This is a genomic window from Flavobacterium gillisiae, from assembly GCF_900107635.1.
Classification (GTDB): domain Bacteria; phylum Bacteroidota; class Bacteroidia; order Flavobacteriales; family Flavobacteriaceae; genus Flavobacterium; species Flavobacterium gillisiae.
Genome location: NZ_FNRD01000004.1, coordinates 291,251 through 308,950, shown reverse-complemented (window position 1 = coordinate 308,950; position 17,700 = coordinate 291,251). Strand labels below are relative to the sequence as shown.

Here is a 17,700-nt window from a genome sequence, read left to right as displayed (position 1 = left end):
ATTAACCAATTGTTACCGTTTTAACAAAATTAGTTTGTTAAGCAATTAATAGGGTTGCTTCTTCTAATTTTTGAGCGGTAATTGGTTTCATGATATAGTTTTTTACAATGTCATATTTCTTTACCATTTCAATATCAGAGGGGTCAATGGAAGAGGTGACAATAAAAATGGCGATTTCTTTCTTAATGGGTAATTTTATAAATTCATCAAGGAATTGCCATCCATCTAAAATAGGCATATTTAAATCAAGCAAGATGACGTCAGGTAAACTTGAGGGCTTATCACAGTTTTTAGCCAACTCATTTAATGCAATTTGAGAATTGTGAAACGATACTATTTCTTCACAAAATTTATTTTTTGAAATCAACATACTCATTAATTTAATCGACAATTTGTCGTCATCGATTATATAGGTTGTTTTATTTTTCATTTATAAAAATTTTAAAAGTAGAGCCACAGTCTAATTTACTTTCTACTTCAATCTTCCCGTCCATCGCCTCTATTTGGTTCTTAGTTATATATAATCCTATTCCTTTTGCATCTTCGTTGCCATGGAACGTTTTGTACATTCCAAATAATTTATGACCGTTTTTCTTTAAATCTAATCCTAGTCCATTGTCCTTGAAACTAATAATAGTTTGGGATTCATTGATTTCGTAATTGATTTCGAGAAAAGCTTTCCGTTTTGGGGATTTATATTTTATGGCATTAGTAAATAAGTTAAGTAAAATGCTATCTAGATAAGCGGGAACTACCTTCACCATTAAATTGTCAGGAATAGTGTCGATTATTGATATTTCACTTTCTTTAATAGCCAGTCGCAAGGCCATTTTTGTTTTTTGTATTTCGTCTTTTAAAGAAATCGTGATTTTTTCAACATTTGTTTTTTGCTGAATAGTTATTATTTCGTTTAAATATTCGATCGTTTCCGAAAGTTTTGCAGTCCCTTCTTTAAAAAGATCAAAGTAAGAAAGTTTTTCTTCTATAGTTTTCGAATTCTCAATGATATCGACAACCATTTCTAAATTGCTGGAATGCGATCTGATATTATGGGAAACAATGTGTGCAAAATTATATAATTTGCTGTTTTGTTGACTTGTTACTTCTAAGAGATTTTTAAGTTCAATCTCTTTTTCTATCCTTTGAGTAACATCCCGTCCTACACCAACAAAATTTATAAAATTATTTTCGTTATCAAATACAGTTGTAATATTCAATTCAAACCAATATTTTTCTTTCTTTTTATTGTAATTCAGAATCGTAATTTTTATACTTTCTTTATTCTGAATAGCTTTTCGCATTTTGGCAGTAGCTTCAGGATCTGTCTCTGGGCCTTTAGACATATAACCAGGTCTTTCATCTAATACTTCTTCTAAACTTAAACCTGTCAATTCTAAATAGGCATTGTTTGCCCAAATTGCTTTTCCCTGTGCATTAGCAATTACAATGGTGTCAGTAGTTTCAGAAGCAACAAGAGATAGCATATTTAGATTTGCTTCAACATTTTTACGATCACTTATGTTTCTAAAAAAACAAACCAGGTAGGTATGATTATCTACTATAAACTTTTTTCCTGAGGCAACTTCCACTGGAATAACAGTGTTATTCTTTGTTTTTAAGTAGGTCTCATTTACAAAATGAGTATCTTTTTTTAATTGATTTGCAAGAAATCGTCTAATTCCTTTTCTTTTATCAGGCGGGAAAAGTTCTGAATTATGAAGACCTAATAGTTCGGAACAGTCATAACCACTAAGTTCATAAGATCTTGCATTACAGTCTGTAATAATTCCCGTTGCCGAGTCAATAATGATGATGGCATCATTTGCGCTTGAAAAGATAGATGAGAATTTTTCTACACTTAATTCTAGTTTATGAATCAGGTTTTGTTCTTTTGTAATATCCTGAAAAGTACCTATTAAATGGGTTGGTTCGCCGTTTTTGAATTCGACTTGGCAAACACATTCGACATATTTGGGGTTGTTTTTGGCGGTTGTAATTTGGAATTTTTCGTCAAATGAAACTCCTTCTTCAACTGCTTTTTTTATGTTTTTTTCGAATCGAGTTCTTACTTCACCCTCCGAAAAGAAATTGATTGCATATCCTCTTATTGGTTCGAAATCTTGAGAAACTTCAAGAATTTTTTTTGTGACAGCGTCCCAATAAACGGTATTGGCTTTGATGTCTATTTTCCATATACCGATTTTAGCAGACGCAGCTGCTTTAACATAAATATCATGTTGGTTTATCATAGTAGGTTTAGAGTATCGATTTAGCCTTGGGGGCTTTCAAATGTAGAATAAATATATTCCTTACTGTTTTTTTTAGTAATTAAATTGAGAATATTTTCGGATTAGGTGGTTATTTATGACGTAAGAAGTTGTCAATCAGTTGATTCGATAGTTTTGTCGAATATTTTAAAAAGTACAGGATAAAATTTTTCTTACGCTAGTATGTTGAGACAGTGGATACTAGTTTTAATTTTTAAATGCTTTGAAACGGGTCTCTTAGGCTTGTCAAAAGTTAAGAAGTTTGAGTTTTATTATCTTTTACTTATAAATTGATGTAAATTTGCATTAAATACACCCTAATGAGCGATTCTGAAGTACTGTTTAAAAAACCATCCTATCCTATAAATAATGCCCTTTTTGATTATTTAGGTCGTTTTGATCGAATCTCGAAAGTTCCCGTAGTTTATGATGATTTGTTGCGTTTCTCAGGAGCTATAAACGTTTATGATAAGCAGGAGGTAGATACCTTATGGATAAGGGTTTATTACAATGAATTTGAAAGAATGGAAATTGATCTTACCTTAAAAAAGATTTATTCGCTTTTACATTCTGATGGTAATTTAGACATTATTAAGTTTTTGAATGTAGATTCAATCGATTATTGCACTTTTGGGAATTCTAAACCTTTTCGAATAAAAGTTAGAAACATATTAAATGATAATTACACTCATTTTTATGTGAAAAAAGCTGATGCTTCGCGTGTATATGGACTAGAGTTAGAGCACATATTATCTCCTGATAAAATCAATTTCTTAGTGTATGAAGATACATTGATTGAAGAACATATCATGGGTATTCCAGGAGATGTATTTATAAAAACACTTTTGGAGGATTGTAGTGAAACCGAAAAAGCACAGATAGCAAAGGAATTTGTAAAGTTTAATGAACGTTGCATGATACGTCTTTTAGGAGATATGAGGGCGTACAACTATGTAATTGTGCCAATTCACGATTTTGATCAGGTAGTCTATAGAATTCGCCCCATTGATTTTGACCAGCAATGTTATGAGGGGAATTTCAAGATTTATAGACCACAATTCTTTAAAGAGAATTATCCTATGGTAAAATTAGTCAAGGATAAATTGCAGGATAGTTCCATTGAACAATATAAAAATGAAGAACGAGCGGTATTAGCTAAAAGAATCCTTTCGGCAGAAACACGTATTAAACGATTATTGAAGATTATGGGAAATGACCTCATTGCCCCTGATGAACATGTACAGCGACTAAAGAATGATTTGTTTGTATTTACAAATGATTTGAATTTTAAAAATGCTAAAAGGATGGGGAATGTTTTAACTGCAGCCTTCCGATTTGTGACCAGAAACTATAAAAACGCCAATTTATTTAAACCTGGGTTTTAATCTATAATTAAGATTCTTTATTGTTAGTATATAATTCTTCAAAGTATGAGAAACCCAATTTCGATTCTGCTATTGTCAATATTGTTATTGTCTTGTAAACAGGATTCAAAATTAATAACATCGCTTTATGCACTACCGAACAAATTAAAAGAAGTTTCAGGCATAGCTTATTCAACTCAATCTAGCTTGCTTTGGGTTCTTGAAGATAGCGGTAATGCAAATGCAATTTATGGGTTAAGCCCAAAGGGGGAATTGGAAAAAAGTATCACAATCGATAATGCTAAAAATATCGATTGGGAAGATATTACTAAGGATAGTGAAGGGAATCTATACATAGGGGATTTTGGTAACAACGAAAACACCAGGAAAGATTTATGTATTTATAAAATTGCTAAAGATTCTTTACTAAAGAATACTATAAACGCTTCTTATAAAATTTCATTTGAGTATCCTGAGCAAAAAAAATTTCCTCCAAAAAAGACGGGTCTTCTATATGATGTAGAATCTTTTTTTGAATTTAAGAATAACTTTTATCTTTTTACGAAAAACAGAAGTAGTAAATTTGATGGCACGACCTTCCTTTATAAAATCCCTAATAAAGCAGGTTATCATCAGGCAGAGTTACTTGGAGAATTCAAGACCGGAGGTAGTTTTGAAAACAATACCGTTACTAGTGCAGCCATAAGTCCGGATGGATCTAAAGTGGTTCTTTTATGCCATAGTAAAGTATGGCTTTTTAAAGATTTCACTACAGATAATTTCTTGTCAGGAAAAGTAAGTGAACTTAAACTACATCATTTTTCGCAAAAAGAAGCCATTTGCTTTAAAGACAATTCAACACTATTGATTGCTGACGAAAAGACTAAAAAAATAGGTGGTTTTGTTTATGAAACAACGGTAGAAAGACTAGAAGCCCAACCCTAAGCCAAAAGTGATACGTCCTTCATCATCGGCACTTTTAAAGTAAGTTAATCTTGTCGTTATGCTATTGAGACCATTAAGCCAGATACCGCCACCCATGGATTGATGCCATTTATTTGACGTTTCTCCATCTAGCCAAACTCTTCCATAATCAAAACCTCCGAAGACTCCATAGGTCATAGGAACGATACTATTCTTGATTTTCCCTATTGAATAGCGAATGTCACTGCTTTGAAAAAAGGATTGGTTTCCTAGAAAACGCTGGTTTCTAAAACCTCTTAAATCATAATCACCACCTAAAGTTGCTCCTTGATAAAAGTCATAATTATTATTCAAGATTGCTTTTCCTTTTAATAGAGTGGCTAACACAAGTTTTCCGTTCGAATCAATTTTATGGTTAAAATTAAGTTTAGACTCGATAGCAGGGAAATTACGTTTTGTATCGTTAAGGTTTATTTTCCAACTTCCACCTATTGAAAAACCCATTCCCATGGTTGGTAAAGAAGGGTTGTCATAGTTTTCATAACTGTATTTTATACTCGCTCCAGCGAATTGCTGACTGTCAAAAACTCTGGGATGTACACTGTTTGGAATTGCTACAAAACGATTACTAGTGCTTTCTACATCAAAACTTTCAATGGACGTCTGAAAAAGAATAGTACTTCCATAAAGTCCTGTTTTTTTAATTTGTGGTGCTATTTTAAGCATTCTAATGCGAACTCTATTGTAATCCATGCCGTATAACTCTTCATTATTTAGACTGTTGTTTCCAAAACCAAAATAGTTAATGGCAAAATTTGGACTGGTAATTTGGGATTCTAAATTAAAGTCCCAATTCCCAGCTATTTTAGGAACATGGAGGTTGTATAGTAATTCAAAACCTTCCGTTGCAAAATAATAATTAGCTTTTAGTGTGTGTTTTCTGGTGTATGGATTTTGTTTAAAATGATTGATAGTGTAGTTTGCAACAATGCCAAGTTTTATTCCGTCATCAGGGTTAAAACCAATAGTTGGCATACCTGAAAAGGCATTGTATTTTGGTTTCTTATAATCATAAAGATTTGCCTCATAATCATCAGTCAGGAGTTTTTTAGTTTTTGAGTCAATGGCAAAGCTGTTTTCTTTTGATTTAAAATCAATAATTTTAGTGTTGTGACCATTTGTAATTGTATAGGCGTCGTGGTTCTGTCCACCAATAAGTCTAATGTTTATACTTGATTTTTTATTGCCTGTAACTTCAAATTCATCATCATCATCTAAGCCATACACCCAGATATTCTTAGTTCTAGAGCCGTTAAATAATTTAGTATACTCTAATTCATCACCCTCTTTTTTTATTCGATAAACACTAACTTCAATTTTATTTTTAGCAACATGATGGATTATAAATTTGTCTTTTTTATTGGTACCAACAACCAAAACCGTTTTTTGTAATACACGATTGTACTCGCTCGCATATTTTACTAACTGTGCTCTTCTCAATTTTAGTTTCTGCTTTATTTGCTCTATGGTCTCGTCTTGTACTTCTTTAGGTAAATTGTCAAAAGCGTGGTCTATAGTTTCATCAGATAGGTTTTCTTGAATGTATTTGGCTTGAGCAATCCATTCTTTTTCGGTAGCGGTTTTTAAAAAAGCAAGGTCTAAAGGGTACGGTTCTCTATTGAACCATTTAACATTTTTAATGTCATCCTTGAATGTTTGCATATGACGAAGTGCTGGAATATTCATCAGGATTGAAAGCAATGCACCATCATATTTAGAAAAAGCTTGATCTCTATCACGAGGAATGGGCTTATAAATAACTTGATTGTCTTTTTTATATTCGGCCCAGCGCCATTGGTCATAATGTCTATCCCAATCCCCAATGAGCATGTCAAATAAACGCGCTTTTATGTATTCGTTTTCGTCAACAATATATTTTTCATCCTTGCGTAAGTTCTCTAGTAAATCTTCGGTGCTAATTATATCATCTGGTTTTCCAAAGGACTCTAGGTCTTTTTGACTTTCGGAAGGACGCTCTTCAACTAAATACAATTCATTCCCAAAATCAGCATTAAAAGCTCCTAATACTTCTTGTTTTGGTATATAATACAAATGAGGATTTGTATGGAAAACACCAATTCCATCGGCTAAATTACCAACGGCCAATGGCGCATAAGGATGCGCAGTGGTATAAAAATCATATAGGAAATTTTCAGCATAGGTGTTTTTAAATTCATGTTCTACATATTGATCTTTGAAAGCAACACTTTGCAAAAAGCGTCCCACACTTTTCTTTACAGCACGCATTACATATTCTTTACCATCCGGGTCAGTGAGTCTCAGTGAAATAGATTGATGTCCTCCGCCAGCTCTTTCAGGTGATAGACCACCATAGAGCGTGTCGAGTGTCGCTACTTGTGATTCTATTAAAGTGCCATAATATTTTCTATAATGGGTGCCAAAAATAAAATTATGAGTAGCACTTTTGTCAATCATTTCAGGGGTGTAAATAGAGGTCTTTTCTGTTGGAGAAAATCGAGTTGCATAATCAACTTTAATTTCTTTCTTAGGGTAAAGTACTGTTTTTCTGAATAATAATTGAGTTTGATTGTTGTCTCTACCGTAAAATGAAACTGTTGTTTTTCCATTCTCATAGGTGTCTAATGTAGCATAACCATTTTTCTCATAGGAGAAGTCATTTGAATTTATTGCTCTTGCTGCTTCAGATTTAGATCCTGCACCACTAATGATTTGCTTGATATTATCGTTGTCAATATATTGTAAATTATGATCATGACCAGAAACTACAATTACATTATTTTGGCTTTGTAAAAGGGTTTTCATTCGTTTTACATAAGCCGTATATTGTTTGTTTTGAATGTCTTGCGGACTAATTCCTGAGGTTTTTCTCAATAAGTTAATTAAGGAACCTATAACTGGTAAAGGAATTTTTTGTTCTAATGGGAAAAGCTGTTTTTTTAAAGAAAATTGTCCGCCATGACTGCCATTAGTCATCAATGGATGATGCAACGCCATAATGACTGTTTTATCTTTGTTTTTATTTAAGATGCTTTCTAATTCTTCAAAAAAAGCTTCTCTACTTTTAATCGAACAATCATCATTTAGTGTTGGAGTTTTATCCCAGTCTTCAAGAAACCATTGACTGTCAATGGTAATAAGAATTAGGTTGTCATTTATTTTCTTATCATCAATAGGGCAACCTTTTCTGGGTGAGAATGATTTTTTATCATCAAGATAATCCGTAACTATTTCTTCTTGTCGTTCTAATCCTTTTATGCCATTATACCAGTCGTGATTTCCGGGGATAAAAATAGTTTTACCCTTGAAATTTTTTGAAAGTTTTAATTGGTTTTCTAGCTTATTGTGAGCGATTTCATAGTCGATTTTATCTTCTTTTGGAGGCATTCCTTTTGGATAGATATTATCACCCAAGAATAGGAGCGTACTGTGTTTATTTGCTAAAACAAGTTTTTCATGAAGCGAGTTTAGTGCGTTTTTATCATTATTTTTGTCAGTGTTCCCCGCATCACCAATTAAAAAGAAAGTATGGGCAATTTTTGAAGTGTCGGTTGCGTTATCAGCCACAGGATTTTCAATTTTATTTCCAAATTGTGGATGATGTGTCGCACAAGACTGCAATAATATTAAAAATAAAGCTAGAGAATGATATATTTTATTTTTGTAGAAACGATTATCCGAAAACAATTTCATAATTTAGTAGTATAAAAATTTACATATGAATCTTATAGAAGAAGCCGAAAATTTTGTTTGTAAATTACTCAAAGATAAACTTTCTGTTTTATATTTCTATCATGATTGCAACCATACTTTAGAAGTAGTAACTGCAGTTCAAGAACTTTCTAAAAAGGAGGAATTAAGTCCGCTGGAAAGTGAAATATTACTTGTAGCAGCTTGGTTTCACGATACTGGATATATATACGGATGCGAAAACCATGAAAATCATAGCATTGATATTGTTTCTGATTTTTTAAAGGAAAAAGATAAATCAGATGAATATATACAACAAGTTTCTAGTATTATAAAAGCAACTATTTTCGATTATGTACCACAAACTCTTCTTGAAAAAATAATCAAGGATGCTGATTTTTTTCATTTTACAAAGGAAGATTATCCAATAAAATGCAATCTACTAAGAAGGGAATGGGAAAGTACAAATAGGGTGAAATACACTGACTTAGAATGGGCTCAAGAAAACTTGAGAATGTTATCTCAGCGTCACGTATATTATACTGAATATGCCATTGAAAATTGGCAGATTCTAAAAGAAAAAAATATTAAAGTAATTGAACAAGAAATACAAAATATGCAAAACGATAGTAGCGATTCACTGGAAGTAACCAAAATTAAAAAAAAGAAAACTAAAAAGGAAGATAAGAAAGTAAAACCAGATCGCGGAGTTGATACTTTGTTCAGAATAACACTAAGTAATCACACTCGTTTAAGCGGAATCGCAGATAGTAAAGCTAATATATTACTATCTGTAAATGCTATTATTATCTCAATTGCATTATCTTCTTTAATTCCAAAATTAGACAATGCTAATAATGCTCATCTGGTCGTTCCAACTTTTATAATGCTGATGTTTAGCGTGGTATCGATAATTTTCGCGATACTTTCAACGCGTCCTAAAGTTACAACTGGAACTTTTACAAGACAAGATATAGAAGATAAAAAGGTGAATTTACTGTTTTTTGGAAATTTTTATAAAATGCCTTTAGTCGAATACGAATGGGCAGTAAATGAGATGATGAAAGACAATGCCTATTTATACAACTCTATGATTAAAGATTTGTATTTTCTAGGTGTTGTTCTCGAAAAAAAATATAGATTATTAAGGATTACCTATAATATTTTTATGATTGGAATAATAATTTCAGTGATCGCTTTTGTAATAGCATTTAATTCCGTGAGGCTTTAATTCAACTCATCGAGCAATTCCTGATAAGTATATCTCTTGTCAGGGGAGTTTTTGTCAACAGTATTTGAAACCTTTACTCGTAGTGCTTTAAGCCCAGAAACACCTTGTAATTCTTCGACGTCAAATTGCTCTATTGTTGGTTCAAGGATTCCTTTAAATTGTAAGAACTTGATATATTTTAAGTATTCTGTTTCTTCATAATTATGGGAGTACACAATCGTGATTTTCTCTTTTTGGGTAATTCTTTCGGTTGTTCCTTTGATGTTGGATTTATCAATACGTTTTTTTACCACTTCATAACGGGCATTATAGGTTCCGTCAACATCAAAACGTTTTTCATCCATTCTAAAACGAATAGAAATAGGAGAACTAAACACTAAAATTAAGGAAGTTACATCTAGTTCATAGGGCAATGCTGATTTAAGCTGATGATGTTCTAATTCCATTTTGCACAGCGTTTGAAGTTGCCACAATCTTAAATTATTCAGATACATTAAGTCAAAGGGTTTTGAAGGAGCAATCGATGCGCCAATATAGAGATTGTGCTCGACTCCATCGGTTTTAAACCTTTCGAAATAATGAGGAAATATATTTTGTGCTTCCACCTGTTCTTTGTCTAGAACCGTAGCCATTTTTTTATTGATGATAGACATAGCGTCATCAAATTTTTTCCGTGCTTGATAAAACAAACCTGTTTTTGGATCTAAGTCTTCAAAATAGCTATTTATCAATAACTGACATTCGCCCTCAATTTTTGAATTAGATAAAATGGGGTGTATTTCTTTTTGAATGTAGTTTTGAATCTGTTGTTCTGTATCTGCTTTTAATTCTAATTGCAATTCTTTAGCGTACGATTGCATTTCAAATTTTCGTTGCTCCAGTAAAGGAAGTGTACTATTTGCTTCTAAATTTTCAAAAATGGCAGATAATACATTAAGTTGATTTTTTAAATCTTCTTTGACAGTTGCGTTTCGGTGTTCAGAGGAACCTTTAATGTCAATTTGACCATACAGTGGATACACTTCTTTGAAAACAATTTCTTTAAATATATAATCCTTATTAGAGGTGTTTGTTTGAAAATATTTTTGTGCCTCATTTCTAAATTTCCAGTAAACACTGGAGTGTATTGCAGTATATTCACGTTGAATTATAGCTTCTACTTGGTTTTCTAAATCCATATTGTACCGTTCCATAGTATCTACGATGTACGGCAATATAAGGTCCAGATTGTTTGCATTGATACTATTTAGTTGTCTTGGTTTGGATGAAACGAGTTCCATAATCCCTAGCAATTTATTGTCTTTTATTACCGGTGCCAGAATGCAACTTTTAATGCCTTGAGCTAATAAATGTTTAGCAAACTTTTCATTACCGGGAATAGTGGAAAAATGCTCCACATTTGAAATTGAAAATGGTTTTTTATCTTCTAGAAGTGTGCTGAAGGAGCATCCGAGAAAAGCTTTTTCGCAAGGGATTTCGTTTTCATCCAGAAGAATGAAACTTTCCACCTCTTCATTTTTAAAAGGCGGCCGTATAAATTTACCTTCTTCTTCGTTATATATGACTAGACCTATTCTTAAATCAGGAACTTTAAATATTGATTTAAATATTGCGTCTGAGTTTTTATTAATATCATTTTGTCCTTTTTCAGGTTTTAAAAGATTACTTTTTAAATTAGATATGGCACTTTCCTTGGTAGCATCATAAAGCGTTACTATCCCAAAACCTTTTAGAACCCAACTTTCTAAAGGGAATTTCTCTTTCCATAAATCGATATTACTATAATTGTCCATCAATTCATCAATATCTTCAGATGATAATAGAACGGCTTTTTCTGTGGGGTATATCTCTATGAAATCAGCATTGTATAGAATGCGATAATGATTTATAATTCCATCTGAATTTGGAATATCATAGAATAAAGGCTTGTTGTAATCAAACTGCTGACGATAATAGGAATTTAATATTAAGATACAGCTTAGTACATAAAATTGATCATCGCTAAAGTCTCTTATTGTTAAATCAAAATCTCCTGCAGCATTTAATATTTTTTTGAACCTTTCTGAATAATTAAAAGTCAAATTTTGAAACGGAATCGTAACGGCTTTAATCTCATTATTTGTTAATGAAGTCGGGAATAAATCAGCCAGTAAATATTTTATAAGTGTTTTGTTCTTTTCAATAATTGATAAATCGGCAATACCGGTTCTAAATTCAGGTATTGGTTCAATTTCTTTTAACACTGCCTTTGCATAATTAGAACGATAATCAATATCTGACAATGCTATTTCTTCCAATGATTCGATTAGTTTATGAAAGGAAATTAGTGTTTTAAAAGGGCTGTCGTTAAATACTAAGGTGTTCATTCTGAAGTGGATTTAAAAAGGCAAAATTACTAGTAAATGAGCTTTTTCACCTCTGTAAATTTATAAAAAAAACTCCAACCACTAGTGTAATTGAAGGTTTAATATTTTTAAGGTTTAGAACAAGCTTTACTAAATGGCCTAAATAAACTCGAGTTTTCTGATTTGTTAACTGAGACTATTAAGTCTACGGCTTATTTCAGTCTGAGCTTGAGAACAGGTTCATTAGTAAGGAACATAAGTAAAATAGGGAAATATAGATTTCAGATTTTGATTTCTTTTTTTCGTTTCAGATTTTGCTTCATAAGTAAAATACAGTGGGTCAGTAATAATATTAGCATCTTTTGTGATTTTTAGAGGGTTAAAGAAATAGTATTTAATAAAAAATTTAAGTCATCTAAATATGCTGAAGACTTTTCTTTACATAAAAATTTTTTAGAGTATTATTTATATCTTTTAATTCAGGTGTTAGAAATGTTTTGTTTCCCCTTTGATCATTTGTTAGTTCTAATTGACAAACAGTACATTTATATTCCTTTAAATGATTCGTAATGTCACGCGTAGTAATTATTTTATGGCCAAAAAGTAAACAATATAATTTTTTACTTAAAAAATTTTCTTTGATTTCGACTGTACTCATACTAGTGGCGTTTAGATAGATTTGGGCTTATAAAACTATCTAAAAATCGTTTAAACAAACAATTTAATCGATTAAATACATGTTTTTGTTAAATAAGTAAAATAATTCTGATAATTATTAAAATATTTATAAGCTAATACTAAAGTTGTGAATTAGTTGGTTACTAGGGTGTTAAAAAAAATCCTCAATTACTTAATAGTGATTGAGGATTTTTTAAAGTTACATAAGTAAAAAAAGCTTTACGATTTTTCTTCTTTATTGAAATAAACTAAATAGTAATACATCTGTTTTTCTTCATCCCAACCTTTTTCAACATATTTTTCTGCACTTTCTGGATTGATGAAATCCATTTTGATTTGGATATGCGTGTCTAAGTTGATTACATTTTTTATTGATTTGCGAGCATCCGTAACTGCAGCATTAGCAATAGGGAATGAAGTTACGTCTTCAATGCTGTACTTTTCTCCTTTATCAACCTTGTAATTTTTAAATTCCGGAATTAGGTCTGGATTGTCTAATACTTCATTCAAGAAGTTAGTTTCTTCAAACTGATCATTTTTTGCAAAATAATTCACAGAACGGTTCATGAACATTACTTCTTCTTTTTTGTCTTCAGCAGGAAAAACAACGTCTTTTGCAAAGTTTTGACAGAACTTCAAGTATTTTTTAGTGATAAAGTTTTCATCTTCAAAAGCATCAACAGATAGGAAATGCTCTAACCAGTATCTCGCATCATAACGGTTGCTGTCCACAGTCAATATTTTGTATCCTTCTTCTTTTTTATGATTAAAAATGATACATCCTTTATCTAGTTTGCTTAAGTTAATCCCTTGTTGCAGGATCATCTCTAAATGTGTTCCTTTTTCTTCAAATTGTAAAAAGTCAGCTTGCAACTCACTTTTAAATATACCTATGGCATCAACGACATTGTTATCAATATTAACGTTTGTCAGATAGGTAACATATACCTCTCCATTCTTAATATGAGGATGGTTCGATTGTTCGAATAAATGATTAGTGATATTCTTTGAATTTTCATGTAAACTAGCCGGGTTTTCAAAAATGGCTGAAGCAAATTTATACATGTCGTTATAATCCAAATCTACTTCATGCGCAAACTGAAAATAGTTTTCTTCTTTTTCTCTAAAAGGTTTCAAGAAAAATTCTTTTATAAGAGGCACAATTTCATCTTGAAGACTAAAAGGTTGCTCTGATAAGAAGATAGCTTCATTACGACTTTTGTTCCCTACTCTATGAATAGAAAGCGTCTCGATGTGAGTGTTGAATAAGTTAATCATTTTGTGTGTTTTATTTTTTAGATGAAAAAGCCAAGATTATAGACAATAGAGAAGTCTTTAATCTTGGCTCTTGATTCTTATTTTTTACTATTCTAATTCCAGTTTTCCTCAGATCCAAAATCTTCAAAACTGTCGTCTCCGCCAAACATGTCCAAATCGTCTTCGTCTAATCCGTCTTCATAATCATTGGCATAATCATCAGCATTGTCTGCTTCAAAGCTTTTTTCCATTGCTTCGTCTGGCATTTCACCATGAGAAAATAAAGTTTCGGGATATAAATTTCCAGCTTCTTGCTCTTCAACAGCAGCTAATTCAACTAAGAATGTCCACATATTAATAAAATCATATACATAGATGATTTTTGTATTTTCAGCATCTAATAGATCTGACAATTGGTAAGAGCTCATTGTTTTTTGCTCTCCAACAACATCGCCTGTATCAAAAAGCGAAATTTCATCTTCCTGGTTCCATGTTTCATCACAAGTGTAAAACGAGGCTACTTCCATACCGTCAAAACCAAAGGAATTGAATATTGCGTTATGTAAATCTTCTAAAGTGTCATCTGCAAGTATTGCAATATCTCTGAATATATCTTCTTCTGCATCTAGAATTACTCTGAATTTGTAAACCATAATCTTTGTTTTTAATGAGAGGTCAAAGGTAAAATTTAATTTTATATTTCATCCCGAAGTTTCAAGACAGATTCTAGATTTGTTGATAAGATTTTTGCGTATGCATTTATAGAGAACCAAATCAACTATTTATAGGTCTGCCAATTAAAAATAGCACTAAAAGTGATTGCTACGATTTAATTATTCGAATAAAAATAAAACATAAGTAATTATATAGAATTATAATTATTTGCTGTTTAGATATTTATGTATTTTTTTTCTGAATTTGTGGTATTTCCCATGAATAGGATAATATCTGTTTACCGTCATATTATTAAAAATCAGGGCAACCACTAGAAGAATTAAGACTCCGCTTAGTACCGGTGAAATTACATACCAGTATCCCAAATTTTTTATATGTGCCGATCCAGTTACTGCTATCAAAGCGGTAGCTCCTCCAGGAGGATGCAATGTTTTTGTCAATTGCATAAGAATAATAGAAACTGAAACGGATAAGGCAGCTGTTAACCACAAGATGTCAGGTATGAATTTTGCAATAGTTACCCCTACAATTGCAGAGATAACGTGACCCCCAATCAAATTTCGAGGTTGTGCTAGCGGACTTTGGATAATACCATAAATCAAAACGGAGGATGCGCCAAAAGATCCTATAAGGAATAGGACATCAGAATTTGGAAGTGTTTGAGATTGTAAATAAGCAAGCGTCCCTATCCCAATAAAGGAACCAACAAACGACCAAAATTTTTCTCTAAAATCAACTAGCGTTTCTTTATAAAGTATGTATTTAGTCTTACGATAACTTCTTTTAATTTTTTCAGCTGGCATAAATATTTATTTTACTACACTAGCAGCGTAGGAATATACAGAATGTGGATAAATCATCTTTGCCGTGTATTTTGAAATCAGACAAACAACTAAAATGGGAAAAAATAGGGTATAATCATTTATTAACCCGCAAATTAAAAATAGTGCAGTAAAAGGGGCATGAATACTAGCGCTTAAAACCGCTGCCATTCCTATGACCATAAAGTTAACTGGAATTATATTTGCGTTTAAATAAGTGTTTAAAAGCAGCGCTACAAATAATCCTAAAAAAGCTCCAATGAAAAGGCTAGGCGCAAAAACACCGCCATCTCCACCAGAAAATAAAGTTGCCGATGTGACAATGGGTTTTAATATAATGATACCTATAAAGGTATATAATAAACTATAAGATATTTTCACCTCATTTGGATTCATAAAAATCATTTTAATCGCGTGATATCCTTCTCCATATAATTGCGGAAAGAAAAATAGTGAGCAACTCAATATTACAGACCCAATTAAGATTTTGTAGTAATGACTTCTTATTTGGCTTAGATTATTTTTAAAAAACAATACGCAACGCGTTAGATAAACAGAATTAATCCCTGCAATAATCCCTAACAAAATAAAGTACGGAATTGCTCTTATGTGCCACGTTATGATGTCTACAGTAAATATTGGTTTCTCATCTATTAAGTAAACAAGCCCAAAAGCAAAAGTAACCGCAATAAGATTAGTGATTAAAAAAGCACGTGTTATTTTTCTAGAAATAACTTCGAACACAAAAAATAGTCCCGCGATAGGGCTGTTAAATAAAGCTGTGATTCCAGCCGCTATTCCCGCACAAATCAGCTCAGTTTTGTATTCTTTAAATATATTTTGTTTCCGTTGTGCCACTGATCCTATTGTAGCTGTAGCGACAACTGTCGAAACTTCAATTCCCGTGGAACCTCCAAAAACAACAGTTAGCAATCCATTAATAAAATGAGAAGCAATCTTAGATTTGGGTAAGTTTTTGGTTTTCGAACCTGTACTTTCAAAGACTTCATTGATTCCTTTATTCTCTTTTTTATTAAACACATAATGTCTAAGAAAATAAATTACCGACAATCCAAAAACTGGAAAAAGAAATATAAATAAAGGATGTAAAGTAGCTTGGCTGGAGAAAATTTCTTCGTAATGGTCGGTTAGCTTCTTTAATGTTATTGCTAAAAAAGCAGAAAGGAAACTAATCAAAATAGAAACAATAATTAATTTTCGCAATTTTATCAATTGCATGTTTTTTTTAATACGGGCAGTATTATTCATATAAATGTATTGTGAACCTTAGTTTTTATAAGGTTTTTAAAGGTTGCAAATTTAAAGAATAAAAAAAGAGTAAGGCTTGTTCGTGAGTGACAGTTGACTTTTTTTATGAAAGTTTTGTGACTGCAATCGTTGTCTGGGATTTTATTAAGTTAGAATTCATAAAATTCTATAGGCAAATCATCGGGGTCAGCGATAAAGAAAAATTGTTTACCGGTGTATTCATCTATTCGTATTATTTCTGAGAAAATGTTATTCTGAATTAGAAAATCACGGGTTTCTTCAATATCGTCAACCTCAAACGCCAAATGACGTAAACCACAAGCTTCAGGTCGGGAAGATCTTTGTGGCGGATTAGGAAAAGAGAAAAGTTCTACGATATAAGTTCCATTCAAAGCCAGATCTAGTTTGAAAGAATTTCTTTCTTCTCGGTATACTTCCTGAAGTACTTCCAGTCCTAGGATTTCTGTATAAAAACGTTTTGATTTTTGATAATTAGAACAAATAATGGCAATGTGGTGTACTTTATTTAAGACTAACATAACTATTGATTTAATTTCCGAATCACTTTTGCAGGATTCCCAACTGCTAATGAGTTTTCAGGGATGTCTTTTGTAACAACAGAACCAGCGCCGATGACAGCGCCTTTGCCAATGGTAATTCCGGGACAAATTACTGAATTACCACCAATCCAGCAATCGTCTCCAATTGTGATAGGCAAGGCATTTTCCAGTGTTTTCCTTAATTCGGCATCGAGCGGATGAGTCGCAGTGTATAATTGTACTCCCGGTGCAAAAAACACATTGGAACCAATAGTTACTTTGGCGCAGTCTAAAACAACACAGTTAACATTGAAGTAAACATTCTCTCCACAATGAATATTATAGCCATAGTCGCAAAAAAAAGGTGGTTCGATATAAAGATTTGCACCTGCATTCGGAATTAGTTCTTTGATTATTTCTCGTGCTTTTTTAGTAATACGATATTCGGTAACGTTCAAACGATGCAGCAAATTTTTTGAACGTCTTCTGTCTTTTACTAAAACAGAATCCCCAGCCAAATAGTAGTCTCCGGCGATCATTTTTTCTTTTTCGGTATTCATAGTGGTAATAATGGTTTTTAAATAATAATTTTGGCATGGCC

General features: G+C 32.0%; 14 protein-coding genes. 3 read left to right on the top strand and 11 right to left on the bottom strand.

Translation table 11 applies throughout. From position 1 onward, the window contains the following. Positions 1-37: 37 nt before the first annotated feature. Together BLV35_RS08025 and BLV35_RS08020 are read right to left on the bottom strand one after the other, a co-directional pair. Positions 38-430, bottom strand: a complete 393-nt coding sequence (locus tag BLV35_RS08025) for a response regulator (RefSeq protein WP_091087627.1) — start codon at positions 428-430, stop codon at positions 38-40. Further along, entirely contained in the window at positions 420-2,249 is a 1,830-nt protein-coding gene (locus tag BLV35_RS08020) for a PAS domain-containing sensor histidine kinase (protein ID WP_091087623.1), read from the bottom strand. Before BLV35_RS08020 ends, BLV35_RS08025 begins: the two co-directional genes overlap by 11 nt. 338 nt (positions 2,250-2,587) lie before the next feature. On the opposite strand from BLV35_RS08020, the gene BLV35_RS08015 reads away from it, so the two are divergent. After that, positions 2,588-3,652 (top strand): hypothetical protein, encoded by a 1,065-nt coding sequence (locus tag BLV35_RS08015; RefSeq protein ID WP_091087619.1) that lies wholly within the window; start codon positions 2,588-2,590, stop codon positions 3,650-3,652. A gap of 45 nt (positions 3,653-3,697) precedes the next feature. After that, positions 3,698-4,576 carry an SdiA-regulated/phytase-like domain-containing protein gene (locus tag BLV35_RS08010; RefSeq protein ID WP_091087616.1) on the top strand — a complete coding sequence of 293 codons (879 nt, stop codon included), beginning with the start codon at positions 3,698-3,700 and terminating at the stop codon, positions 4,574-4,576. On the opposite strand, the gene BLV35_RS08005 is transcribed toward BLV35_RS08010, so the two are convergent. Beyond that, positions 4,559-8,287, bottom strand: coding sequence for a metallophosphoesterase (locus BLV35_RS08005; protein WP_091087612.1), 3,729 nt, complete (start codon positions 8,285-8,287; stop codon positions 4,559-4,561). The two genes, BLV35_RS08010 and BLV35_RS08005, sit on opposite strands and share 18 nt — an antisense overlap. Before the next feature lie 25 nt (positions 8,288-8,312). Here BLV35_RS08005 and BLV35_RS08000 point away from each other — a divergent pair, with 25 nt between their 5' ends. Further along, positions 8,313-9,515: a Pycsar system effector family protein gene (locus BLV35_RS08000; RefSeq protein WP_091087609.1), complete on the top strand. Its 1,203-nt coding sequence runs from the start codon at positions 8,313-8,315 to the stop codon at positions 9,513-9,515. On the opposite strand, the gene BLV35_RS07995 is transcribed toward BLV35_RS08000, so the two are convergent. The 8 genes from BLV35_RS07995 to BLV35_RS07960 form a co-directional block, all read right to left on the bottom strand. After that, a complete protein-coding gene (locus BLV35_RS07995; protein ID WP_091087605.1) occupies positions 9,512-11,881 on the bottom strand; it encodes a GAF domain-containing protein in 2,370 nt (789 codons plus the stop codon). The two genes, BLV35_RS08000 and BLV35_RS07995, sit on opposite strands and share 4 nt — an antisense overlap. A gap of 394 nt (positions 11,882-12,275) precedes the next feature. Beyond that, positions 12,276-12,518: a hypothetical protein gene (locus tag BLV35_RS07990; RefSeq protein ID WP_091087601.1), complete on the bottom strand. Its 243-nt coding sequence runs from the start codon at positions 12,516-12,518 to the stop codon at positions 12,276-12,278. Positions 12,519-12,757: 239 nt separating this feature from the next. Further along, positions 12,758-13,816 carry a nucleoid-associated protein gene (locus BLV35_RS07985; RefSeq protein WP_091087598.1) on the bottom strand — a complete coding sequence of 353 codons (1,059 nt, stop codon included), beginning with the start codon at positions 13,814-13,816 and terminating at the stop codon, positions 12,758-12,760. A 92-nt stretch (positions 13,817-13,908) separates the two neighbouring features. Continuing rightward, positions 13,909-14,448, bottom strand: coding sequence for an IS1096 element passenger TnpR family protein (locus BLV35_RS07980; protein ID WP_091087594.1), 540 nt, complete (start codon positions 14,446-14,448; stop codon positions 13,909-13,911). 225 nt (positions 14,449-14,673) lie between these two features. Next, entirely contained in the window at positions 14,674-15,273 is a 600-nt protein-coding gene (locus BLV35_RS07975) for an HPP family protein (protein WP_091087590.1), read from the bottom strand. Between the two features lie 6 nt (positions 15,274-15,279). Beyond that, positions 15,280-16,560, bottom strand: a complete 1,281-nt coding sequence (locus BLV35_RS07970) for a chloride channel protein (RefSeq protein ID WP_091087586.1) — start codon at positions 16,558-16,560, stop codon at positions 15,280-15,282. Positions 16,561-16,709: 149 nt separating this feature from the next. Further along, on the bottom strand, positions 16,710-17,099 hold the full coding sequence (gene gloA2 / locus BLV35_RS07965; protein WP_091087582.1) for an SMU1112c/YaeR family gloxylase I-like metalloprotein: 390 nt from the start codon (positions 17,097-17,099) through the stop codon (positions 16,710-16,712). 2 nt (positions 17,100-17,101) lie between these two features. Next, positions 17,102-17,659: a sugar O-acetyltransferase gene (locus tag BLV35_RS07960; RefSeq protein WP_091087579.1), complete on the bottom strand. Its 558-nt coding sequence runs from the start codon at positions 17,657-17,659 to the stop codon at positions 17,102-17,104. Between the last annotated feature and the right edge of the window lie 41 nt (positions 17,660-17,700).